This is a genomic window from Exiguobacterium sp. s28 (assembly GCF_018618135.1).
Classification (GTDB): Bacteria; Bacillota; Bacilli; order Exiguobacteriales; family Exiguobacteriaceae; genus Exiguobacterium; species Exiguobacterium mexicanum_A.
Genome location: NZ_JACSLL010000003.1, coordinates 38,196 through 61,671, shown reverse-complemented (window position 1 = coordinate 61,671; position 23,476 = coordinate 38,196). Strand labels below are relative to the sequence as shown.

General features: G+C 54.3%; 27 protein-coding genes. 24 read left to right on the top strand and 3 right to left on the bottom strand.

The window, feature by feature from the left end:
• Nucleotides 1-82: 82 nt before the first annotated feature.
• From fba to KNP78_RS04660, 7 genes are all read left to right on the top strand, one after another.
• Entirely contained in the window at nucleotides 83-937 is an 855-nt protein-coding gene (gene fba / locus KNP78_RS04690) for a class II fructose-1,6-bisphosphate aldolase (RefSeq protein ID WP_021066099.1), read from the top strand.
• 98 nt (nucleotides 938-1,035) lie between these two features.
• On the top strand, nucleotides 1,036-1,776 hold the full coding sequence (locus tag KNP78_RS04685) for a hypothetical protein (protein WP_214823352.1): 741 nt from the start codon (nucleotides 1,036-1,038) through the stop codon (nucleotides 1,774-1,776).
• Between the two features lie 169 nt (nucleotides 1,777-1,945).
• Entirely contained in the window at nucleotides 1,946-2,596 is a 651-nt protein-coding gene (gene fsa, locus KNP78_RS04680) for a fructose-6-phosphate aldolase (protein ID WP_034779261.1), read from the top strand.
• Between the two features lie 26 nt (nucleotides 2,597-2,622).
• Nucleotides 2,623-3,876 carry a UDP-N-acetylglucosamine 1-carboxyvinyltransferase gene (murA, locus tag KNP78_RS04675; protein ID WP_214823351.1) on the top strand — a complete coding sequence of 418 codons (1,254 nt, stop codon included), beginning with the start codon at nucleotides 2,623-2,625 and terminating at the stop codon, nucleotides 3,874-3,876.
• 17 nt (nucleotides 3,877-3,893) lie between these two features.
• Nucleotides 3,894-4,862, top strand: a complete 969-nt coding sequence (gene glpX, locus KNP78_RS04670) for a class II fructose-bisphosphatase (protein WP_029594665.1) — start codon at nucleotides 3,894-3,896, stop codon at nucleotides 4,860-4,862.
• Nucleotides 4,863-4,964: 102 nt separating this feature from the next.
• Nucleotides 4,965-5,891, top strand: coding sequence for a daunorubicin resistance protein DrrA family ABC transporter ATP-binding protein (locus KNP78_RS04665; protein WP_034779257.1), 927 nt, complete (start codon nucleotides 4,965-4,967; stop codon nucleotides 5,889-5,891).
• Nucleotides 5,881-6,651, top strand: coding sequence for an ABC transporter permease (locus KNP78_RS04660; RefSeq protein ID WP_214823350.1), 771 nt, complete (start codon nucleotides 5,881-5,883; stop codon nucleotides 6,649-6,651). Before KNP78_RS04665 ends, KNP78_RS04660 begins: the two co-directional genes overlap by 11 nt.
• A gap of 10 nt (nucleotides 6,652-6,661) precedes the next feature.
• On the opposite strand, the gene KNP78_RS04655 is transcribed toward KNP78_RS04660, so the two are convergent.
• Nucleotides 6,662-7,060, bottom strand: a complete 399-nt coding sequence (locus KNP78_RS04655) for a hypothetical protein (protein ID WP_214823349.1) — start codon at nucleotides 7,058-7,060, stop codon at nucleotides 6,662-6,664.
• A gap of 118 nt (nucleotides 7,061-7,178) precedes the next feature.
• On the opposite strand from KNP78_RS04655, the gene KNP78_RS04650 reads away from it, so the two are divergent.
• Nucleotides 7,179-7,685 carry a DUF421 domain-containing protein gene (locus KNP78_RS04650; protein WP_214823348.1) on the top strand — a complete coding sequence of 169 codons (507 nt, stop codon included), beginning with the start codon at nucleotides 7,179-7,181 and terminating at the stop codon, nucleotides 7,683-7,685.
• Nucleotides 7,686-7,708: 23 nt separating this feature from the next.
• Here KNP78_RS04650 and KNP78_RS04645 read toward each other — a convergent pair whose 3' ends face one another.
• Nucleotides 7,709-8,410 carry a C40 family peptidase gene (locus KNP78_RS04645; protein WP_034779250.1) on the bottom strand — a complete coding sequence of 234 codons (702 nt, stop codon included), beginning with the start codon at nucleotides 8,408-8,410 and terminating at the stop codon, nucleotides 7,709-7,711.
• A gap of 378 nt (nucleotides 8,411-8,788) precedes the next feature.
• Between KNP78_RS04645 and rho the strand changes: the two genes are divergently transcribed.
• The 10 genes from rho (at nucleotide 8,789) to KNP78_RS04595 (ending at nucleotide 17,010) form a co-directional block, all read left to right on the top strand.
• Nucleotides 8,789-10,129 (top strand): transcription termination factor Rho, encoded by a 1,341-nt coding sequence (gene rho, locus KNP78_RS04640; RefSeq protein ID WP_021066108.1) that lies wholly within the window; start codon nucleotides 8,789-8,791, stop codon nucleotides 10,127-10,129.
• Nucleotides 10,130-10,211: 82 nt separating this feature from the next.
• Entirely contained in the window at nucleotides 10,212-10,454 is a 243-nt protein-coding gene (locus tag KNP78_RS04635; RefSeq protein ID WP_021066109.1) for a type B 50S ribosomal protein L31, read from the top strand.
• A gap of 99 nt (nucleotides 10,455-10,553) precedes the next feature.
• Nucleotides 10,554-11,777: a cation:proton antiporter gene (locus KNP78_RS04630; RefSeq protein ID WP_034779247.1), complete on the top strand. Its 1,224-nt coding sequence runs from the start codon at nucleotides 10,554-10,556 to the stop codon at nucleotides 11,775-11,777.
• A 116-nt stretch (nucleotides 11,778-11,893) separates the two neighbouring features.
• On the top strand, nucleotides 11,894-12,505 hold the full coding sequence (locus KNP78_RS04625; protein WP_021066110.1) for a thymidine kinase: 612 nt from the start codon (nucleotides 11,894-11,896) through the stop codon (nucleotides 12,503-12,505).
• A gap of 79 nt (nucleotides 12,506-12,584) precedes the next feature.
• Nucleotides 12,585-13,655: a peptide chain release factor 1 gene (prfA, locus tag KNP78_RS04620; RefSeq protein WP_034780138.1), complete on the top strand. Its 1,071-nt coding sequence runs from the start codon at nucleotides 12,585-12,587 to the stop codon at nucleotides 13,653-13,655.
• Complete coding sequence (gene prmC, locus KNP78_RS04615) at nucleotides 13,655-14,527, top strand: peptide chain release factor N(5)-glutamine methyltransferase (RefSeq protein ID WP_214823435.1); 873 nt, start codon at nucleotides 13,655-13,657, stop codon at nucleotides 14,525-14,527. Before prfA ends, prmC begins: the two co-directional genes overlap by 1 nt.
• Complete coding sequence (locus tag KNP78_RS04610) at nucleotides 14,493-15,503, top strand: L-threonylcarbamoyladenylate synthase (RefSeq protein ID WP_034779243.1); 1,011 nt, start codon at nucleotides 14,493-14,495, stop codon at nucleotides 15,501-15,503. The genes prmC and KNP78_RS04610 overlap by 35 nt, the downstream gene beginning before the upstream one ends.
• A 22-nt stretch (nucleotides 15,504-15,525) precedes the next feature.
• Nucleotides 15,526-16,026: a low molecular weight protein arginine phosphatase gene (locus KNP78_RS04605; RefSeq protein ID WP_214764362.1), complete on the top strand. Its 501-nt coding sequence runs from the start codon at nucleotides 15,526-15,528 to the stop codon at nucleotides 16,024-16,026.
• 4 nt (nucleotides 16,027-16,030) lie between these two features.
• Nucleotides 16,031-16,471, top strand: coding sequence for a ribose 5-phosphate isomerase B (rpiB, locus tag KNP78_RS04600; RefSeq protein WP_021066115.1), 441 nt, complete (start codon nucleotides 16,031-16,033; stop codon nucleotides 16,469-16,471).
• Nucleotides 16,468-17,010, top strand: a complete 543-nt coding sequence (locus KNP78_RS04595) for a TIGR01440 family protein (protein ID WP_152567762.1) — start codon at nucleotides 16,468-16,470, stop codon at nucleotides 17,008-17,010. Before rpiB ends, KNP78_RS04595 begins: the two co-directional genes overlap by 4 nt.
• Nucleotides 17,011-17,046: 36 nt before the next feature.
• Here the strand turns inward: KNP78_RS04595 and KNP78_RS04590 are convergent, their stop codons facing one another.
• The gene (locus KNP78_RS04590; RefSeq protein WP_214708450.1) at nucleotides 17,047-17,832 is read right to left on the bottom strand and encodes an alpha/beta hydrolase; all 786 of its coding nucleotides are present in this window, start codon (nucleotides 17,830-17,832) and stop codon (nucleotides 17,047-17,049) included.
• A gap of 129 nt (nucleotides 17,833-17,961) precedes the next feature.
• On the opposite strand from KNP78_RS04590, the gene glyA reads away from it, so the two are divergent.
• The 6 genes from glyA to KNP78_RS04560 all read left to right on the top strand — a co-directional run bounded on the left by glyA (nucleotide 17,962) and on the right by KNP78_RS04560 (nucleotide 23,362).
• Nucleotides 17,962-19,215: a serine hydroxymethyltransferase gene (glyA, locus tag KNP78_RS04585; protein ID WP_034779234.1), complete on the top strand. Its 1,254-nt coding sequence runs from the start codon at nucleotides 17,962-17,964 to the stop codon at nucleotides 19,213-19,215.
• Between the two features lie 3 nt (nucleotides 19,216-19,218).
• Nucleotides 19,219-20,145 carry a hypothetical protein gene (locus tag KNP78_RS04580; protein ID WP_214753689.1) on the top strand — a complete coding sequence of 309 codons (927 nt, stop codon included), beginning with the start codon at nucleotides 19,219-19,221 and terminating at the stop codon, nucleotides 20,143-20,145.
• A 146-nt stretch (nucleotides 20,146-20,291) separates the two neighbouring features.
• Nucleotides 20,292-20,528 carry a hypothetical protein gene (locus KNP78_RS04575; protein ID WP_034779230.1) on the top strand — a complete coding sequence of 79 codons (237 nt, stop codon included), beginning with the start codon at nucleotides 20,292-20,294 and terminating at the stop codon, nucleotides 20,526-20,528.
• 71 nt (nucleotides 20,529-20,599) lie between these two features.
• Nucleotides 20,600-21,277 (top strand): response regulator transcription factor, encoded by a 678-nt coding sequence (locus KNP78_RS04570; RefSeq protein WP_214753691.1) that lies wholly within the window; start codon nucleotides 20,600-20,602, stop codon nucleotides 21,275-21,277.
• Between the two features lies 1 nt (nucleotide 21,278).
• Nucleotides 21,279-22,517: a sensor histidine kinase gene (locus KNP78_RS04565; protein WP_214823347.1), complete on the top strand. Its 1,239-nt coding sequence runs from the start codon at nucleotides 21,279-21,281 to the stop codon at nucleotides 22,515-22,517.
• A gap of 116 nt (nucleotides 22,518-22,633) precedes the next feature.
• Nucleotides 22,634-23,362: a hypothetical protein gene (locus KNP78_RS04560; RefSeq protein ID WP_251128449.1), complete on the top strand. Its 729-nt coding sequence runs from the start codon at nucleotides 22,634-22,636 to the stop codon at nucleotides 23,360-23,362.
• The last annotated feature ends 114 nt before the right edge of the window (nucleotides 23,363-23,476 follow it).

The following is a 23,476-nucleotide window of genomic DNA, read 5'->3' as shown; positions in this document are numbered from 1 at the left end:
GACGTGTGTTATAATGGGAACGAATTGCACGGGAGCACTTTTCCCATAGTGCACAATAGCGAACAGACAGGAGGATGTCATTATGCCATTAGTATCAATGACAGAAATGCTTAACAAAGCATTCGAAGGCAAGTATGCAGTCGGCCAATTCAACATCAACAACCTCGAGTGGACGCAAGCGATTCTTCGCGCTGCGGAAGACGAGAAATCACCAGTTATCCTCGGTGTATCAGAAGGTGCAGCGAAGTACATGGGTGGCTTCACAACAGTTGTTAAAATGACTGAAGGTCTCATGCACGACTACAACATCACTGTTCCAGTTGCAATCCACCTCGACCACGGTTCATCTTTCGACAAGTGTAAAGCAGCGATCGACGCTGGTTTCACGTCTGTTATGATCGACGGTTCACACCACCCGATCGAAGAGAACATCGAAATGACGAAACAAGTCGTTGAATATGCACACGCTAAAGGCGCTTCAGTTGAAGCGGAAGTCGGCACAGTCGGCGGCGAAGAAGACGGCGTTGTCGGCGGCGTACAATACGCTGACCTCGACGAGTGTGTACGTGTCGTTAAAGAAGCGAAAGTTGACGCTCTTGCGGCAGCACTCGGTTCTGTACACGGAGAATACCAAGGCGAGCCAAAACTCGGCTTCAAAGAGATGGAAGAAATCGCAGAAGCGACTAAAACTCCACTCGTTCTTCACGGCGGTTCAGGTATTCCTGAGCACCAAATCAAAAAAGCAATCGAGCTCGGTCACAGCAAAATCAACGTTAACACAGAGTGCCAACAAGAATGGACTCGTGCCGTACGTGAGAAGCTCAACACGGACTCGAAAGTATATGACCCACGTAAAGTCATCGGCCCTGGTGTCGAAGCGATCTACAACGTCGTTACTGGAAAAATGCGTGAGTTCGGTTCAAGCAACCAAGCATAATCCTGTCACATCAGTCGGTTCTCCCTGTGAGAACCGGCTTTTTTTATTGAAACGTAAGCGGTTAGGGTACCGTATATAGATGAAAAGGGGGAGTTTGCATGAAGTATCAAGAACGTTCGACAGAATCATTTTGGCGCATTTTTTATATCGTCGGTCCCATCATTATAATTGGTATAACGTTGGCCTTTGCCGCGCTGCCGGTCATTCTCATCCTCATGAATCCGAAACCGTGGTTGATTCCGCTGTTGTCACTCACTGCACTCGGCGGTTACGGCGTGTATCGGTTCTTGCAACTGTTTCGCCAGCTGTTCTGGAAAGAGCGGCACCAATCGCACTATCAAGTGACCGCGACACATATTGAGGGGACGACGTATCGGCACGAGCTAGGTGAGTCAGTCGAGCAATCGTTCCCGCTCGATGCGATCAAGCAAGTCGTCTTCTTCCCGGCCATCGTCCGAAAGACAGAAGCGGCCATGCCGCATCCCTATAGACGACGGACGATTGAGTTGTGCCCGATGCTCGCCATCATGACCGAGGAGGATTCAATGGAAATCTTGTTCGACCAACGCGATCTCGCCGCGTTCGAACAGTGGATTCAGTATTTTATCGGAGATAGCGTGCCAGTTTTCTATACACCGAAACGGCTCTACTGGATCGGGGCGAACATCGCGACACGGCGGGAGCGGTTCGACATGCTCCGTCGACCCGAAGAAATCATCCCGTTCACGTATACAGGCAACCTCGTGACCGACGAAGAGACCGCGGTCGGACTTTGGATCGAGACGCATGGATCGGAGCGCTTGAAGAAAGGGCCGTATCAAGAGTTTGAGACAAAATAAAAAAACGTGAAACGATGGACGGCAGTGGGGACGCTTGTCGGCGTTGGTTTACTCATCGGATCGATGTTCGCCATCGCCGCATTGACGTAAAGGGTGTAGCAATTCCATGACAATTTCCTCATAATAAGAAGTGTAAGCGATCACAACACCATTCGAGGAGGAATTGTACATGCGTTTTTTCATTGATACGGCAAACGTGGAAGACATCAAGAAAGCTCATCAGATGGGCGTCATCGGGGGCGTGACGACGAATCCATCGCTCGTCGCCAAAGAAGGCGTCGATTTCCATACACGGCTACGCGAAATCTGTGAGATCGTCGGGGATCTCTCAGTCAGCGCGGAAGTTATTGCGCTCGACGCAGCGGGTATGGTGGAAGAAGGAAAGGAACTTGCGGCCATCGCGCCGAATATTACTGTCAAGGTACCGATGACGCCAGCAGGTATGGAAGCGGTCAATACGTTTTCACAGCTCGGCATCAAGACGAACGTGACACTCATCTTTAACGCCAACCAAGCCTTACTTGCGGCTCGGGCCGGCGCGTCATACGTCTCGCCATTCATCGGTCGCCTCGACGATATCGGTCAAGATGGCCTCGACCTTGTCGAGACGATTGCCAATATCTTTGCTATTCATGGGATCGAGACGGAAATCATCGCGGCTTCCGTTCGCCATCCGGTTCACGCGACGAAAGCAGCCCTTCTTGGCGCTGACATCGCCACGGTGCCGTACAAAGTCATCGAACAGATGATGAAACATCCGCTCACTGACAAAGGGATCGAGCAATTCTTAGCGGATTGGAACAACGCTCAATCCAAATAAGTTTGTCGCAGAAAGGTTTGATCATCGTGGAAATTCTCCATATCGTAGGACAGCAAAAGCTTGAAGGAACAGTCGACATTAGCGGTGCCAAACAGAGCGCCTTGCCTTGTCTCGTCGCAGCACTGTTGACGGAAGAACCGGTGACGATTGAAAACGTCCCCGTGATCGAGGACGTCGAAGTGATGCTCAGTCTATTACAAGAACTCGGGGTCGCGATTGAACGGGACGGGGAGCGGATGACGCTTCATGCGAAAGACGCTGTCGCCATGCCGCTACTCGGCTCAGAAACGCGTAAAGTCCGAGCCGCTGTCTATTTGCTCGGGGTGTTTGCGGCTCGTTTTGGGAAAGGGGCCGTCGGGCTTCCCGGTGGATATGCGATTGGTCCACGACCGATCGATTTACATTTGAAAGCACTCGAACGTCTCGGGATTAAAGTCGAGAACGAATCGGGACTCTATCATGTGAACGCTGAAAAGTTGGAAGGGAATCGGATTTATCTCGACCTTCGTTCGTTCGGGGCGACGGTGAGCGCCATGCTCGCGGCCGTACTCGCAGACGGGACGACCGTCATCGAGAACGCGGCCATCGACCCGGAAATTGTCGACGTCGCGACGATGCTCACTTCGATGGGGGCACATGTCATCGGGGCAGGGACCGACGAGATTCGCATTAAAGGGGTCGACAAATTACACGGCTGCACGCACACACTCATTCCTGACCGCTTAGAGGCCGGGACATTTATGATTTTTGGTGCGGTGGCAGGGGAAGTGACGGTTCGAAACGTCATCCCGACCCACTTAGAAGGTGTCATCCAAAAGTTGATGGATTACGGGGCTGAAGTCGAAGTGGACGAGGAATCGATCACAGTACGGGCGAACGCCTTCCGTCCGATCGATATTCGCGTCTTCCACTATTCGGGATATCCGACCGACCTGCAACCAATCATGTCGGCCGCGCTGTTGAAAGCAGACGGGACGAGTGTCGTCACGGATAAACTGTACGCCCAACGCTTCCGCCATATCGCGGAAATGCGACGGATGAACGCACAGATCACGCTCGAGGACGCTTCGGCCGTCATCCGTGGTGGGTCGACGCTCGCCAATGCGGAGATGGAATGTGCGGACGCACGGAGCGGGGCGGCACTCGTCTTGGCAGGACTTCAGGCGAGTGGCGAATCCACGGTGATCCATGCGGAAAAATTGAACGATTCTTATGTCGATTTCGTCGGCAAACTAAAACAACTCGGCGCCCTCGCCTGGGTCGATGAGGTGTCCGAGTAACAAAGGGGAGAATTCGGGTGGAACGTAGTTTATCAATGGAATTGGTCCGGGTCACAGAAGCGGCAGCGCTGTCTTCGGCTCGCTGGATGGGTAAAGGCTTGAAAGAAGAAGCGGACGACGCGGCGACGACCGCGATGCGTGAAGTGTTCGATACGATCCCGATGAAAGGGGTCGTCGTCATCGGTGAAGGTGAGATGGATGAGGCGCCGATGCTCTATATCGGTGAGAAAGTCGGGAATGGATACGGCTCACGTCTCGACGTCGCCGTCGACCCGCTCGAAGGGACGAGCATCGTCGCGACCGGAACGTGGGGAGCGCTCGCCGTCCTCGCTGTCGCCGATGCCGGTGATTTGCTGCACGCGCCGGACATGTATATGGACAAGATTGCCGTAGGTCCGGAAGCGGCCGGATTGATTAGTCTCGATAATTCGATTGAAGAAAATATCGCCATCGTCGCCAAGGCGAAGAACAAGAACGTCGAAGACGTCGTCGTCACGATTTTACATCGTGACCGTCACGAAGAGATGATTCAACGCGTCCGGGCGACCGGTGCTCGCATCAAATTGATTCCAGACGGTGACGTGGCCGCGGCCATCAACACGGCGTTCCCGAAAACGGGGGTCGATTTATTGCTCGGTTCGGGCGGAGCGCCGGAAGGTGTCATCGCGGCCGTCGCGATGAAGTGCCTCGGCGGTGATTTCCAAGGCCGTCTGCTTCCTGAAGACGAAGCCCAAGAGAAGCGTTGCCAAGACATGGGCATCGCCGACACGGGCCGGATTTTGCTTCTAGACGACCTCGTCAAAGGCGAAGACTGCATCTTCGCGGCGACGGGCGTGACAGACGGGGAGCTTCTCCGCGGCGTTCAGTTCACCGGACAGGGCGGTCAGACACATTCGGTCGTCATGCGTGCCAAGTCGGGGACGGTCCGCTTCGTCGAAGGCATCCACTCCTTGAAGAAAAAACCGAAAATGGTCATGAAACCTTAATTCTCTCGAGTCGCGGACGTGATGTCCGCGGCTTTTTTGATGTGTTCCTACATATTTATAATGCACGCAGAACGGGAAAGGAAGGGCAGGAGGTGTGTGAGGATGATTGAAGTGGAGTCACTCGTCAAGACGTTCGGAGATGTCCCTGCCGTCGATGGCATCTCGTTCTCGGTCCAGGAAGGGGAAATCTTCGCATTTTTAGGACCGAACGGGGCCGGGAAGTCGACGACCGTGCAAATGTTGACGACGCTCGTCCGTCCGACCGAGGGTAAGGCGCGGGTGAACGGATTCGATGTCGTCAAACAAGAGAAAGACGTTCGCCTATCGATTGGGGTCGCCCTACAAGAGACCGGGATCGACAAAGTATTGACCGGGCGGGAACTGCTCGTCCTGCAAGGGCGGTTGTTCAAGATGACGAAACAAGAGGCGGAGATGCGCGCCGAGGAACTGCTTCGTGTCGTCTCGCTCACCGAGGCGGCCGACCGGAGAAGCGGCACGTATTCGGGCGGGATGCGGCGCCGTCTCGATTTGGCGCTCACGCTCGTCCATCGACCGACCGTCTTGTTTTTAGATGAACCGACGACCGGGCTCGATCCGGCGAGCCGTATCGAGATTTGGAACGAGGTGCGACGGCTGAACGAGGAGTTCGGCACGACGATTTTCTTGACGACTCAGTACTTAGAAGAAGCAGATGAACTGGCCGACCGAATCGCCATCATCCATCATGGGAAAATTGTCAGTGAAGGGACGGCCGAAGCGTTGAAACGACTCGTCGGCGGCGAGACGATTGCGATGACGTTTCACAGCGATCAAGAGGCGGCCGCAGCCGCTGCGCTGTTCGGTCATGCGGCGACCGGGCAACACGTAGCGTTCGAGCTCGTCGATCATACGCTGATGGAAGTCGTGCGTCAGCTCGATGAACGGTCGCTTCAACCGGAACGTTTGACCGTGAAGCAACCGTCGCTCGACGACGTCTTTTTGAAAGTGACCGGCGAGTCATACGAAGGAGGTGTGCCCGATGTGGACTGAGACATGGCTCTTCACGAAACGGAGTCTCGTCACGACGATTCGAAATCCGTTCTCATTCATCCCGAACTTGATTATCTCGGTGTTCTTCCTACTCGTGTACACGAGCGGATTGTCGAGCGTCGCGTCGCTTCCTCAGTTTGAAGGGAGCGCTTATTTGAACTTCATCTTGCCGGTCTCCATCGTCTCAGGGGCGGTCGGCGGGGCCGGGGGGACGGGACAAGCGCTCGTCCGTGATATCGAGAGCGGCTACTTCGCCCGGTTGCTTCTGACGCCAGCGACGCGGACGGCGATCGTGCTCGGCCCGATGATCGCCGGCATGTTGCAACTGCTCGTCCAAACACTCCTCATCTTCGCGGTGGCGTTCTTGCTCGGCTTATCGATTCCGGTCGGTTTGCCTGGTTTCTTGTTCACGGTGTTGCTCGCCATCGGGTTCGGCCTCGGTTTCGCTGGGTACTCGGTCGGTGTCGCGCTGAAAACACGGAACGCTCAGGCCGCCCAGGCCGGGACGCTCTTGTTCTTCCCGCTCATCTTCTTATCGACGACGTTCGTCCCGAAAGAGTTGATTGAGGCCGAGTGGCTGAAAGTGGCGGCGACGTTCAATCCGACGACGTATATTTTTGAAGGGATGCGTGCCGTCTTGACGCAACCAACGATCGATTGGAGCGCCTTATCGGCTGGACTTGCCGTCGCCGGGGCGATGAGCGTCATCATGGTCGTATTCGCAGCGACGAATGCGCGAGGCGCCTTAAAACAAAAATGACGAGCAGGGTTCAACCCCGCTCGTCCTGGTCGATCATAAACGTGACAATCAAAAAGAGAATGAAACTGATTAATGAGACCGTGCCCCCGATAATGAAATAGACGAGGGTGACGGTCTCATTCCATTGGAACGGGTTCATCGTATAGAGCCACATCCCGCTCGTCAATCCGATTGATCCGATGACAGCCGTCCACCCGTGAATCGTGACGAGTAATTGGTTCCGGACCGCATACAAGCGATAGAAGACGCCCCAGGCGAAGACCGATAGCCAACCGGCGAGCAGAATGTGGGCATGAATCGGACGAAAGGCATAACTGCCGGCACCCGACATGTGCGATCCGAGCGCCGTCCCGATGAGACCGAACAGCGCGGCGAGGCGAATCAAACGAAGACTCCAAATCTTTTCCATGGCATAAAACAACTCCTTCAACGTGATGGCTTTATCGTAACGAAGCCAGATGAACGGAAGATGAACAGGGATTGAATCGATGCGCTTCGTGGAACAGCAGTAGAGAAGGAGGGAGACGATGGACCAACTGCGAACGATGCTACAAATCATACTGACCGGGGTGGGGGCCTATTTGGCGATCATCCTCATCTTGCGGGTCTCCGGTAAACGGACACTTGCCAAAATGAACGCCTTCGATTTTATCGTCACCGTCGCGCTCGGATCAATTTTGGCGACGACACTCACGAGTCGCCAGACGCCGCTGCTGAACGGACTGACCGCGTTTGCGACGCTCGTGTTCATGCAATACGTCATGGCCAAATTGGCGACCCGCTCGAAACGTGTGAATCAACTGATCAAGTCGACGCCGGCACTGCTTTACTATGACGGGACATATTTAGAGGAAACGATGCGCCGGGAACGGGTGCTCGAGATTGAAGTGTTGCAGGCGATTCGATCGAGCGGGACGGATTTCAATCAAGTCGAGGCTGTCGTCTTGGAGACGGATGGGACGTTCTCGGTGTTGACGAGCACGGATACGGTGTTACGAAACGTCCAGACGAAAAAAACGACTCGGTTCCGATGAACCGAGTCGTTTGATCGTTTAAATTAGAGGTACGTGCCTGCACCGACATAACGTGGTGCCCAGTAACCTGATGTGAAGCTCGCGTATTTAACGCCGCCTGTTTCAGAGTTGATCATTTGTGTTTTGCTGAGTGCCATTCCAACGTGTTGGATCGTGCGGCCGTTGTGTGAGAAGAACACGAGGTCGCCGGCTTGAATCGCTGACTTCGAAACTTTTTTCGAGTTTGCGTATTGCGAACGTGAATCACGTGGAATCGATTTGTTGATGGCTTTCTTGTAGACATGACCTGTGTAACCTGAGCAGTCAAATCCTGAAGTTGTCGTTCCGCCGTAACGGTAAGGTGTACCAAGGTACTTCTTCGACTCGGCTACGAGTTTCGTACGAGCGCTTGATGTAGAAGATGTTGTTACTTTCTTCGCAGTCGCTGTTTTCGTGTTTGGCTTCAAGTACGTATATGTCGATGAAGCTGAGATATAACGGTGAGACCCTTTGTAGTTGATTTTGTAGAACGAACCAACTTTACCGAGGTATGTATAGCGTTGGCCTTTGTTCATCGTTGTCGTGACTTTCGATTTGAGCGACGGTGCTGTGCGGATGTTCAAGCCGTTAACTTTCGAGTAAGCGAATGTTCCGGTAGCGGCTTCTGCTTGTTCACCTGTTGTGAAAGCAAGACCCGAGAAAGCGAGAGTGGCAGCGACAATGATAGATGCGAAACGCTTTAACATAATATATTTCCCTCCGTTTTTTAAAATAAAACCCTAAGTGGCTGTATATGATCGATGTGTGTAAACAATAGTCGAGCACAAGTTGCGGATATTACCCGGTTTCCTGTGCAAATAAACTATATCATGCGCAAGACCGATGGCATTTTTCAATCGCGAGACAAAAACGGTTTTCTTGTAACATATTTGAAACAATATGCGAGAATAGAGACTTGTTTGTTACATAGAAAGGGAAAAGACTGTTATGTTTTCAACAATAGGGGAATAGACTGTCATGAAGCCGTTTTTCAAACAGTGACGGCTCGACAGAATTGTGATTAGATGAATGAGGATTGAATGTTTATTTTTGAAATATAGAATCATGAAAGACAGGTGACTTGAATGAGTCAAACGACAGAACCGGCTAAAAATTACACGCTTCGGGAACTCGAGACGAAGACGTTGAAAGAATTATATGAAATCGCGAAAGAAGTGAACGTGCCCCAATATCGAGAGGCACGCAAGCGCGAGCTCATGTTTCGGATTTTAAAATCACAGGCTGAATCGAAAGATCTTTATTTCCTCGAAGGCATCCTTGAGATCATCCCGCCAAACCCGCAGTCCCAAAACGACGGAGGCTTCGGTTTCCTCCGACCGATCAACTACTCTCAATCGTCTGAAGACATCTACATCGCCGCCTCGCAAATCCGGCGCTTTAATCTTCGCAACGGGGACCTCGTGACGGGGAAAGTCCGGAAACCGAAAGAGAATGAACGGTTCCAAGGGCTGCTCAGTGTCGAAGCGGTCAACGGTGAGACGACCGACTCGACTCGGAATCGGGATTACTTCCCGGCGCTCACGCCGATTTACCCGGAACAGCAGATGGTGCTCGAGACAGAGCCGAATCACTTGTCGGTCCGCGTCATGGACATGATCGCGCCTGTCGGATTTGGACAGCGTGGGTTGATTGTCGCCCCGCCGAAAGCCGGGAAGACATCGCTTTTAAAAGAGATCGCCAACTCGATCACGACGAACCATCCGAACGTCGAGTTGATCATTCTCTTGATTGACGAGCGGCCAGAAGAAGTGACGGACATCCAGCGCTCGGTGCCGGGCGCAGACGTCGCCTACTCGACGTTTGATGAGACACCGGAGAACCACGCCCGGATTTCAGAGCTCGTCTTAGAGCGGGCGATGCGTCTCGTGGAACACAAGAAGGATGTCGTCATCCTGCTCGACTCGATCACGCGTCTGACACGAGCGTATAACTTGTCTGTCCCACCGAGCGGGCGGACGCTCTCCGGCGGAATCGACCCGGCCGCGTTCCATAAACCGAAGAAGTTCTTCGGGGCGGCCCGTAACATCGAGGACGGCGGCAGTTTGACGATCCTCGGTACGGCGCTCGTTGACACAGGGTCACGCATGGACGACGTCATCTATGAAGAGTTCAAAGGGACGGGCAACATGGAGCTCCATCTCGACCGGAAGCTCGCGGAACGCCGAATCTTCCCGGCCATCGACATCCGTCGTTCGGGAACGCGCAAGGAAGAATTGCTGCTCGGCAAAGGCGAGCTCGACTCGCTTTGGACGATTCGACGGACGATGAACGAGTCGCCAGATTTCGTCGATCAGTTCTTGCGGCGGGTCCGCGAAACGAAAACGAACCTCGACTTTTTTGCGGCGCTTGAGGCCGATAAGAAAAAGAGTCGACGCCCGGTGAAAAAAACGAAAACAGACTTGTAAATCCGTGAGCCGGGTGCTATTATATTCTAGTGAACTTTCTCTAGGTTGAAAGAATACTTAGGGCCGAAGGAGTTGAAAAGCAATGAAACAAGGAATCCACCCAGAATACCGTAAAGTCGTATTCATGGACTCGACGACTGAGTTCAAATTCATCTCTGGTTCGACTCGTTACTCTAACGAGACAATCACGATGGAAGATGGTAACGAATACCCACTCATCCGTGTCGATGTATCTTCTGATTCGCACCCGTTCTACACAGGTCGCCAGAAATTCGCATCTGCAGACGGTCGTATCGAGCGCTTCAACAAGAAGTACCAACGTTAATCGTCAACTTGTATGCACACCGCCTAGGGATTGCCCTTGGCGGTTTTTTGTTGTCTTCTGATGGGTAAAGAGACGAAAGACTGACGTGAGGGGGCTTTTATGGAATTCATACTGATTAGTATCAGTTTATTGATTGGTGTCGGTATTCTGTCACAATGGTTGGCCTGGCGCTATCAAATCCCGGCCATCATCGTCATGACGGTCGCCGGTGTACTGGCCGGGCCGATGCTCGGATTGTTCGACCCGCGAGAACTGCTCGGTGAACTGTATAGCCCGATCATTTCTTTTGCCGTCGCTATCATCTTGTTTGAAGGGAGCCTCGGCCTCCATTTCAGTGAAATCAATCAATTTCGCCGTTCCATCGTCCGCATCGTGACGATCGGAGTGACGCTGTCGTTCGTCGGGGCCTCACTGTTGATTCAATACGTCGGAGGTCTCCATTGGGTCGTCGCTTGGACGATGGGCGCACTTTTCGTCGTCACCGGTCCGACGGTCGTCATCCCGTTATTGCGCCAAGCACATTTAAAGGATCGGGTCGGTGCCATTTTGAAATGGGAAGGAATTATCGTTGACCCGGTCGGCGCCCTGCTCGGTCTGTTCGTCATCCGCATCGGTTATATCGTCTATGAAGGAATGGACTTGTGGATGCAACTCTTGTTCGCGGGCGCTTGTCTCGTCGGCATCGGTCTCGGTTATTTGTTCGGGCACGTGTTGATGGGCTGGTTTGTCGGTGAGAAAATCCCTCGCTATCTCCGGGCCTCGGTCACGTTGACGGCCGTCTTGATCTTGTTCTCATTGAGTGAATTCATGATGCACGAAGTCGGTCTGCTCGCCGTGACGGCGATGGGGATGACGATGGCGAACACGAAACATCGGGATGAGGAAATCATCGAGGAGTTGCAATCATTTAAAGAGGATATCTCGATCTTGCTCATCTCGTCGGTGTTCATCCTGTTGACGGCGTCGCTATCACGCGATGAACTGCTCAACATCTTCCAATGGCCGCTTCTTTTGACGATTGCCGGCATTTTGTTTCTCGTTCGTCCGCTCGCGATTTATGGATCGACAATCGGCGTCGGGCTTCCGCTCAGCGAACGTGGTTTCATCGGATGGATTGCCCCGCGTGGCATCGTCGCCATGACAGTCGCCGGTTTTTTCGCAGAAGAAGTGGCGCATCTCGGGATTGACGACGCGTCGCAAATGCTACCGCTCACGATCGGACTGGTCTTTATTTCTGTGACACTACACGGGCTGACGATTCGACCGCTCGCTCGAAAATTGCATTTGATTGATAATAAAAAAGAAGAAGCGGCAGACGAATGAAGCGAAATCGGGACGGGAGCATGCCGTTCCGATTTTTGTCAGAAGTCAACCCTTTTCCTGTGACCGAAAGATGGTTATAATCGGAAAGCGATTAACGAAGGAGAGGGCGAAGTAGAATGATGCATGTGACGAACCGTTACGGTTGGATAGAAGTGATTTGTGGGAGTATGTTTTCTGGGAAATCGGAGGAACTGATCCGCCGTGTCCGTCGGGCGCATTACGGGAAAATCCCTGTCCAAGTGTTCAAACCGGCGATTGACGACCGTTACCATGAGGAAAACGTCGTTTCCCACAGCGGCAATTCGGTCGTGGCCGTACCGATTCAATCGAGTCAAGATTTGTACGATGCGGTGCGCGAAGAGACACAAGTCATCGCCATCGATGAGGTTCAGTTCTTCGACGAAGGGATCGTCGATGTGATTGAACAATTGGCGTCAGAAGACAAACGTGTCATCTGCGCTGGACTCGACATGGACTTCCGAGGCGAGCCGTTCACGATGATGCCGGAACTGTTGTCACGTGCCGAATTCGTCACGAAACTGCAGGCGATCTGTCTGTCATGCGGGGCGCCGGCTTCCCGGACGCAACGATTGATTGACGGGGAACCGGCCCGTTTCGAGGATCCGGTCATCTTGGTCGGTGCCTCGGAGTCGTATGAGCCGCGTTGCCGCCATTGTCATGACGTCCCGAATAAACCACGCCCAGTCCGCCATACAGTGGCCGACTGACGTCCACGAACCGCCCTCGGCGGTTCGTTTTTTGCTATAATGAAGACAGTTCGATTTGACGGAGAAAGGACGGATCATCATGTTTGACCGTTTGAGCGTATTAGAAGAACGCTATATGCAATTAAATGAGATGCTCGCTGACCCTGAAGTGCTCAGCGATGCGAATAAATTACGACAATATTCAAAAGAACAGTCCCAACTCGAGGAGACGGTACAGGCATATCGCCACTATAAAGAAACGAGCACGGCGTATAAAGAAGCGAAACTCATGCTTGAAGACCGCACACTCGATGCCGACATGCGGGAGCTCGCCAAAGAAGAGATGGCGCTTCTCGAGCCGGAAGTGAAGGCGCTCGAAGCGAAACTTCGCGTCTTGCTGTTGCCGAAAGACCCGAACGACGACAAAAACGTCATCGTCGAGATTCGCGGAGCGGCCGGTGGGGACGAAGCGGCACTGTTCGCAGTCGACCTGTACAAGATGTACACGCGTTTCGCCGAGCGGCAGAACTGGAAGACCGAATTGATCGACGCCAACTATACAGAACTCGGCGGCTTCAAAGAAGTGACGTTCCTGATCAACGGGACCGGTGCCTACTCGAAATTGAAGTTCGAGAATGGGGCGCATCGGGTTCAACGCGTCCCATCGACCGAGTCGGGCGGACGCATCCATACATCGACGGCGACCGTCGCGGTATTGCCGGAAGCCGAAGACGTCGAAGTGCATATCGATATGAAAGACGTCCGTGTCGACACGTTCACGTCGTCCGGACCAGGGGGGCAGTCGGTCAACACGACCCAATCGGCCGTGCGGTTGACGCACATTCCCTCGGGACTCGTCGTCTCATGTCAGGATGAAAAATCGCAACATAAGAATAAAGACAAAGCACTCAAAGTGCTCCGGGCTCGGCTCTATGACAAGATGCAGAGCGAACACCTCGAAGAACTGTCAGCGCAGCGCAAGTCTGCCGTCGGGACAGGGGACCGCTCGGAGCGGATTCGGACGTATAACTTCCCACAGAGCCGCGTGACCGATCACCGCATCGGACTCACGCTTCAAAAGCTCGACCGCGTCCTCGCTGGGGAACTTGAAGATATCATCGACGCCCTCGTCATGGACGAACAGGCGCGTCTCATGGAGGACGTGGATTGATGCGAATCGCCGCGAGATTGAAGCAAGCGGAGCGGGAACTTCTTGACGCGGGGCGCGATGCCTCGACCGCGGAGTGGTGGCTCATGCACGTCCTTGACGTCGACCGGACGGGACTGCTCATCCGTTTATCCGACGAATTGACAGATGATGAGGAATCTAAATTCCGAACAGGATTCGAGCGCCTGCTCGCAGGCGAGCCGGTCCAGCATTTGATTGGTCACGCCCCGTTTTACGGGCGGATGTTCGAGGTCAATCGGGACGTCTTGATTCCGCGACCGGAAACGGAAGAGTTGATCGAATGGGTCGTTGAGCACGTGACCGACGTGGCCGATGATGACATCGTCGATATCGGGACCGGCAGCGGGGCAATCGCCGTCACGCTAAGTCTCGAACTCGGTGTCCGCGTCCAGACAGTCGATATTTCCCGGGAAGCGATTGCTGTCGCCAAGCGGAACGCAACAGCGCTCGGGGCGGACGTGTCCTTCCATGAAGGTGATTGCCTCGAACCGATTGCCGACGACTCGATTCGTGTGCTCGTCTCAAATCCGCCCTATATCGAGGCGGACGAACTGCTCGATGAGACGGTCTCAGGCTATGAGCCGCACCTCGCCTTGTTCGGAGGAGCGGATGGGCTCGACTTTTATCGAACGATCATCGCCGACTCGATGCGTGTCTTGTGTGCCGATTGGCAATTGATTGCATTTGAAATCGGGTATAATCAAGGACAAGTTGTGAAATCGTACCTGTCCGAACGTTATCCTGAAGCAGAAACGGGTATTTTAAAAGATATAAACGGCAAAGACCGAATCGTCTACGCCGTGAGGGAAGGGATTGCGCATGGAAACGAAATGGATCAAGCCGACAGAAGTTGAGGAAGGGGTACGTCTCTTGCAGGCGGGCGAGGTGATTGCCATGCCGACGGAGACCGTCTACGGACTCGCCGGAGACGCGACGAACGACGTCGCCATCAAAAAGATTTTCGAGGCGAAAGGAAGACCGTCGGACAACCCGCTCATCGTCCACGTGGCCTCGGTCGAACAGGCCGAGCATTTCGCGCAAACCATCCCGCCGGTCGCCAGACGCTTGATGGAAGCGTTTTGGCCTGGTGCCTTGACCATCATCTTACCGTCGAACGGCCGAGCGTCTTCGTTCGTGACGGCTGGTCTTGATTCGATCGGACTCAGAATGCCGAATCATCCGGCCGCGCTGGAATTGATTCGTACGTCCGGTCTTGGACTGGCGGCACCGAGCGCGAACCGTTCTGGACGTCCATCACCGACGTCAGCCCGGCACGTGGCAGATGATTTGACTGGCCGGATCGCGGGTATTATGGATGGGGGACCGACAGGCATCGGTGTCGAATCGACCGTGATCGACTGCACGACGGAGCCGGCGACGATTTTACGTCCGGGCGGCGTGACGAAAGAAGCGATTGAGGCGGTCATCGGCCCGGTCATTCTCGATGCCAACTTGAGCGATGAAGCAGCTGCGCCACGATCACCAGGAATGAAGTACACCCATTACGCCCCGAGCGCTCCTCTTTATTTAGTCGAAGGAGGACGCGATGACCTCGTCCGTGTCATCACGACACGACAGGCGACGGGCAAGCGAGTTGGCGCACTCGTATTCGATGAAGCGACGACCCCGGCGGACGTCACTCTCTCCCTCGGTATTTCGATGGAGACGGCGGCCCAGCGTTTGTATGAGGCGTTGCGAAAGTTTGATGAGACGGATGTAGAAGAGATTTACGTGAATCGGATTGAACCGACGGGAGTCGCTCTTGCCGTATATAACCGCCTCTACAAGGCGGCAGGCGGTAAAGTCATCCGTCCACAGGAAGAGGCTTAAGGACATAGAGGAGGATCACGCGATGTCAATGAAACGCGTATTATTCATATGTAGTGGGAACACATGCCGAAGCCCGATGGCGATGGCCCTGCTCCGCTCGAAAGTGACGGGGGACGAGTTCGATATTCGTTCGGCCGGGCTGCGGACGATGCAAGGGTTCGACGCCTCAGAAAATGCACTCCAAGTGTTGCGTGAACGAGGAATTGAACTCGATCACGTGACCCAGACATTCGACGACGTCCTCGGACGTTGGGCGGACGTCATCTTGACGATGACACGGACGCATCGTGAACAGATTCGGGACACGTACCCGGATTTGGCCGACCGCACGTTCACGTTATACGAGTTCGTCACCGGACTCGAGCGCGACATCAATGACCCGTTCGGAGGGTCGATGAACGTCTACCGCCAAGTCCGAAACGAACTCGAACCACTCGTGAATCGACTTGTGCTAAAATTGACGAATGACGGGTCAAAGGTGACAAAACCACCGAGACGCCTACCAAAGAAGACGGGGGAATGAACGAATGAAAATCGCAATTGGCGCCGATCATGGCGGATTTAACTTGAAAAAAGACATCATCGGACTATTGGAAGAGCTTGGTCACGAGTATAAGGACTTCGGGACACACTCGGCCGAGTCAATCGATTATCCAGACGTGGCGATTCCGGTCGCTGAAGCCGTCGCGGCTGGTGAGTTCGACCGTGGCATCTTGATTTGCGGGACAGGGATCGGCATCGGGATTGCCGCCAACAAAGTGAAAGGCATCCGGGCGGCACTCGTCCATGACTCGTTCAGCGCGAAAGCGACACGTCAACACAACGACTCGAACATCATGACGATGGGCGAGCGCGTCATCGGACCGGGTCTTGCACTCGATTTAGTGGCGACATGGCTCGATACAGATTTCGAGGGCGGACGTCACTCGAACCGTGTCGATAAGATGAGCGCTTACGAAACGAAGTGACGACGATGAAGGCGGAACTTTTGAACTTATTGACGGAGTTGCACGAACGGTTTCCGTTAGATGAGGACAAGATTCTCGTCATCGGTTGTTCGACGAGTGAGGTCGTCGGGAAGACGATTGGGAAAGCGGGCTCGATTGATGTGGCGTCGGACTTCATCGAAGCGTTTCTGACGTTTCGCGACAAGACCGGCGTCCATCTCGCCTTTCAAGGCTGTGAACATATTAATCGGGCGCTCACGGTCGAACGACGGACGCAGAAACAGTTCGGTTTGACAGAAGTGACGGTCGTCCCTGTGCGCGCAGCGGGCGGGGCGATGGCGGAAAAAGCGTACGAAAGCTTCGATACGCCTTGCGTCGTCGAATCGATTCAAGCGGATGCAGGGATCGATATCGGGTCGACGCTGATTGGTATGCATTTGAAGCCGGTCGCGATCCCGGTCCGCTTATCAGCGAAGCAGCTCGGTGAGGCGTATGTCACGTTCGCCGTCACGCGGCCGAAACTGATTGGCGGCCCCCGGGCCCACTATCCAGCGAAATAAACGAAAGCCGGTCGCGAGGACCGGCTTTTTTTTGCGTTATAACTCTTCACTGAACAAGTAGGAAAGGACCATCGGGAACCGTTCACGCCAAGCGAGCTCGTTATGCACGCCTTCCTCGATGACCTCGAAACGGATATGGTCGACTTTGTCGCGGAGGAGCGCATAGACGCGTTCGCTCGACTCGAGATACATTTCGTTCGTCGGACCGTCCGCTGACGGTTGTTCGACTTCTTTCCGACCGACGTCCATATATAGACGTTCGACACCGCTCAAATCACTCGACTCGATCAACTGTTCAAGCTCGGTCTGGTTGAACCAGAACGCCGATGATAACGAGGCGACGCGTTTGAAGATGTCGGGATAGACACATGCGGCGTAAATCGAGATCAAGCCGCCCATCGAACTACCCATCATCGCCGTCTCGTCCGGATTCGTCCGATAGTTCGCATCGATCATCGGTTTTAACTCTTGGGCGATGTATTCGATGTAGGCCGACCCTTGGCCGCCGAGCGTCACGTCTTGACCGAGCAAGCTCTCACCGATGTATGGGTTTTCCCACGGTCCGTATTCGTCGAGTCGCATCTCGCCGGGGGCACTGTCGATGCCGACGATAATCAAGTCGCGTTTCGAGGCGTCCACATACTCGCCGGCGCGCCAACTCATCTTATAGCTCGCGTCCTCGTCGGCGAACACGTTCTGGCCGTCATGCATATAGAGCACGGGATAACGTTTGTCCGTCGTGTCGTAATCCGCAGGTGTATAAATCCGAACCGTCCGCTCGCGTTCAAACGGGGTAATCGTGATCTGTTTTGTCTCAATCATAAACATCCTCCTCTGATCGTCTTCTTCATTATGATACCCAACTTGACCTCTGATTAGACGATACCCAAAAAAAGAAGCATATGTTACGATGGGGGTGTTGATTTTTAGACATTCAGAGGGGGTTTCAACATGGTAAACACGACGAAGTTGAAAGTACAGGATGCGGAATTGTTTGAAGCGATGCAACACGAGCTCGGTCGCCAACGCGAGAACATCGAACTCATTGCCTCGGAGAATTTTGTCTCAGAAGCAGTCATGGAAGCGCAAGGTGGCGTGCTCACGAACAAGTACGCGGAAGGTTATCCAGGCCGTCGCTACTACGGTGGTTGTGAGTTCGTCGACGTAGCCGAGAACTTGGCCCGCGACCGTGCGAAAGAGCTGTTCGGTGCAGAACATGCCAACGTGCAGCCGCATTCGGGTGCCCAAGCGAACATGGCCGTCTACTTTACAGTACTTGAAGCCGGTGACACGGTGCTCGGCATGAACTTGTCGCACGGTGGCCATTTGACGCACGGAAGTCCGGTCAACTTCTCGGGCGTTCAATACAATTTCGTCGAATACGGTGTGGACAAAGAGACAGAACACATCGATTATGACGTTGTCGCAGCCCTCGCGAAAGAACATAAACCAAAACTCATCGTCGCTGGTGCCTCGGCGTACCCGCGGACAATCGACTTCGCCAAGTTCCGTGAGATCGCCGATAGCGTCGATGCTTACCTCATGGTCGACATGGCGCACATCGCCGGTCTCGTCGCGGCCGGGCTTCATCCGAACCCGGTCGAGCACGCGCACTTCGTGACGACGACGACGCACAAGACGCTCCGCGGTCCACGCGGCGGCATGATCCTCTGTAAAGAGGAGTTCGCCAAGGCGATTGACAAGTCGATCTTCCCAGGGATTCAAGGTGGTCCGCTCATGCACGTCATCGCTGCGAAGGCAGTGGCGTTCGGAGAAGCGCTTCAACCTGAGTTCAAAGATTATCAGGCACAAGTCATCAAGAACGCACAAGTGCTCGCGCAAGGATTAGAAGAAGAGGGACTCCGCATCGTATCGGGCGGCACGGATAACCACCTTCTCCTCGTCGACCTCCGTGGCATCGATATCACCGGGAAAGCGGCCGAGCATGCGCTCGACGCAGCCGGCATCACGGTCAACAAGAACACGATCCCATTCGATCCGGCATCACCGTTCGTGACGAGCGGGATTCGTCTCGGGACGGCCGCGATGACGACGCGCGGATTGAAAGAAGACGATATGCGTGAAGTCGCTCGCTTGATTGGACGCGTCTTGACGAACCATGAAGATGAGGCGGTGCTCACCGAAGCGCACGAAGCCGTGCGCGCGTTGACGTCGAAGTTCCCGCTCTATCCTGAACGAGGCTGACGAATGGACGTACGGACACTCGCAGATCGGGAACTCGCGGAACTGCCGCTCATCGATATGACCGAATGGCTCGTCCGAAAAGGCGAGCACGACCCGACGTTTCGCCTCGTCGCGAACGAGTTCGAGGTCGTGACGACGCTGCTCGATCATGGCTATTATATCGAGGCAAGTGAACGGATCGTACCGCTTCTCGGGATGAAAGTGCCGGCGGCGTTTCATCGGCTTGGGCTCGCGCTCGAAGTGAAGGCGAACGGAAAGAAGGCGGCCAAGCGCCGCTTTCGTTCGTTCTCGCCGGCCGTCATCGGTCATGCGGACTTGTCAGATTGGAAGAATGCGTTCAAGTGGGACAAGACATGGCTCGGCCTGCCGCTTGTCGTCGGGCTCGGGCTGGTCGCGCTCGCCTTTTGGCCGGACCCGGCGCCACCCCCAGTGACGCCGTCCGCTTCCGACGAGCGGGTCGTGACGGTGACGGAAGAGGAGGCACTCGCGAAACGGTTAGAAGAACTCGAGAAAGAAGTCGCCCGGCTTGAAGAAGCGAACGAGGCGCTCCAAACCGAGGACGAGACGACCGAGTCGCCTGAGGCACAGGCCGTCATCCCGCTCGCTAAAGTCGAGACACTCGTCTCGGACAAACGATACGAGGAAGCCGATGCGCTCCTCGTCGGCAAGGCGAAAGCCGGTCAAGAACAGGCGGTCGGATTTTATCGCTTGCTCGTCGACAACAAGCTCGGTGAAGCGGAGATCGAAGACTATGCCGCCTATGTCGAGACGTATCCCGAATCAGGGTATAAAGCGGACGTCTTATGGATGAAAGGCATCGCCGAGAAGAAGGCCGGGGACGACACGTACCGGACGACGCTCGCAGAAGTCGCTGCCATGGATGGAACGTATTGGGCGCCGATCGCCAAGTCGGTGCTTGAAGAAAATTGAGGTCGCAGCGTGCTGTGGCCTTTTTTTCTCATCAAATTCTAATCTGTTTCACCGCTCTTTCTCAGCTCGCTCCCGTACAGTAAAGAAAGAAAATAGACAAGGGAGAGGGATTTATGCGCGCAACTAGCAGAGGAAAGATTGGAAGAATGATTCGAAGAGTGGCCGTCGGTGCGCTCGCATTGACACTCATGGCGGCAGGGGTCGCCGGGTTCCTATTATTCACCTTGACCGGTAACGCTTGGCTCGACCAAATCGCTCAAGTCGGGACTGATTTGGCATTTCAGGCGGAAGGAATTGAAACGACGTTTGACCGGATGGGCGATTCACTCGAATTGCGCATCGAACAAGCGATTCCAGAAGCAGTTCGTCCGTTTTTTGACTGAGGAATCCGGGAACACTTAGAATGATGCGTCGGGCGGACTGCTCGGCGTTTTTTTAAGAAAGGATGAATGGAATGCCTACGATTCTCGTCGTTGAAGACGATGCTAAAATTGCCAGATTACTCGAACTTGAACTTATGCATGCCGGTTATCAAGTCGAGGTCGCTCATGACGGGCGGACCGGGCTCGACCGGGCACTCACTGGTGGGATTGACCTCATGTTGCTCGATGTCATGTTGCCACAGATGAGCGGACTTGAAGTCGTTCGCCGCGTCAAAGAAGAGCAGCCGCTTCTCCCGGTATTGATGGTGACGGCACGTGGGGACCGTTACGACAAAGTGAGCGGGCTCGACCTCGGGGCCGATGATTACATCACGAAACCGTTCGAGATGGAAGAGTTGCTCGCACGGATCCGGGCGTTCTTACGGATGCGGCAACACGTCCAAGTCGATACGAGTGAACGGGTCTTATCTTATGAAGGGCTGACCGTCGACGTCAATCGTCACGAAGTAATCTGCGAGGGGCAAAAAGTCGACCTGACCCGGAGAGAGTTCGATTTGCTCGTCTATCTGCTCGAACATTCGGAACGCGTGCTCACGCGCGACCAACTCGTCGAACACGTCTGGGGCTTTGACTATTACGGGGACACGAACGTCGTCGATGTGTACGTCCGCTATGTCCGCAAGAAACTCGGAGGCTCTTGGATTCAGACGGTCCGAGGCGTCGGCTATATGCTGAAGCGTGGTGAATAAGGTGAAGCTACGGACGAAAATCGCTTTGGCGATGGCGGGGTTCATGTTGTTCCTCCTGATCACCTCGTTCGGTGTCGCCTGGCTCGTCTCGCGTCAACAGATTGTCGACGCCCGCTATGACGTCTTGCGCCAGGCACTCAGCTTGCTCGAGGAGGACGAGCGGAATCGCCAGGCCGTCTTGTCGTTACACGAGGACAGTGTCGTGCTCGAGCGACAAGCGAACGGCGCCTGGGGCATCATCGGCGGAGAGGCCGAGGAAGGATTGCGGTTTCCCGTCAATTTCGGCGAGCCGGCCCTCGTCGACGACTGGTTCGTCATCGCGACGTCGAACGGGCTCGGCTACGCGTTTCAAGACGCGGCCGTGAGTGAGACACTCCAGACGCTCGCCACGATCTTTCTCATCATCTTTTTGATCGCCGTGGCGATGACGTTCATCGGCAGCCTTTGGATCGTCAGGCAAGGGCTCGACCCGCTCCGCCGGCTCGAGACGACGATGGAACGAATCACGGAATCGGGCACCCTTGAGACCATCGATGTCGGGACGAGCCAAGACGAAGTGTCGACACTTGCGACCGGCTTCAATCAAATGATTGGCCGGGTCGAAGGGTCGATGGAGCAACAACGGCGTTTCGTCGCCGATGTTTCACATGAACTGAAGACGCCGCTCACGGTCATCGAAGGGTACGCCAAACTGCTCCGGCGCTGGGGACAAAGCGACCCGGCCGTCCGTGACGAGGCGATTGACCATATTTTGACCGAATCCCGGCAAATGCGCGAAGACTTGATTGAACCGATGCTTGAACTGAGCCGCTTCTCCTCACTTGAAGAAATCGAGGCTGAAGCGATTGAATTAGCCGAGCTCGCCGACCAATTGACCGAGCGGTTCGAGCGTTCGCATGGCGTCCGGGTTCCAATCGAGGCGACAGGAACGTGGTACGGGCACCGTGATTCGCTGCAACGGCTCGTCGTCATCTTCATCGACAACAGCTTGAAGTACGCGACTGACACGCACGTGACGATGACACCGAATCGGATTGAAGTGCGTGACCATGGGACGACGCTGAGCGATGACGCCAGGGCGCGTCTGTTCGACCGTTTTTATCGACTCGATGAGGCGCGGGACCGGAGCGGCAGCGGACTCGGGCTCGCCATCGCCAAGGAAGTGGCCGACATGAACGGTTGGTCGGTCGGCAGTTATGCGAACGCGCCGGACGGAAGTATTTTCTTCGTCGCAAAATGACAAACCTTTCGCAGATTCTCATCATTTTCTAATGGAATCCTCGTGGTGCTCTAAGGTCACCGTTCTATGATGAAGATGTAGAACAAGTTCACCACATGAAACGAGGAGGAAACATCATGAAACTAATCGGATGGATTTTAGGCGTCGGCTTGGCAGTCCTCGCCGTCGCAGGGATCGGGTTGTATGTCGCGAACGACAACACGGACACGGTCATCGTCCCGCGGTCGGTCGACAGTGTGAACAGTGGGACGGATGATGCCGCAGATGACGCACAAGACGATGCGAACAAGGAAGCGGCCGCGTCGACAGAAGGAACAGCCTCGAGTGATACGCCGGTCCGCTCGGTCGATGACGATGATTATGAATTGTATGGTACCCTCGTCAACCTATCAGACCGGGACGTGACGATCAGCTTCAGCGGCAAGGAAGCGACGTATCCGCTCGCGGCCCGTCATGAGATTGATGACGACACACCGAAAGCCGGTGATCGCGTCAAACTCGAGTTCAATCAAAACGAGGAAGTGAAGGAAGTCGACCGCGAGAGTGACGACTTTGACATCTACGGTACGTTCGTCAGCTTGTCGGACCGTGACGTGACCATCGAGCGTGACGGCAAGTCAGAGACGTTCAAACTCGCGAGCCGCTACGAGCTTGACGACGAGGCGCCAAAAGCCGGTGACCGCGTCAAACTTGAGTTGAACCTTCAACAGCAAGTGAAAGAGATTGAACGTGACGATGACCGGGATGACCAAGACGATCAAGATGATCAAAACGACGATCAAAATGATGACGACCAAGATGACGATCGGAACGATGATCAAGACGACGACCGAGATGACGACTAAAAAAATGCCACGCAAGTGGCATTTTTTGTTTGTTCTTCTAACTATATAAGTAATTATTATTGTATGATAAAGTGAAAAAGAAAATTTTAGGTGATAGTACCCAAATAAATGTGA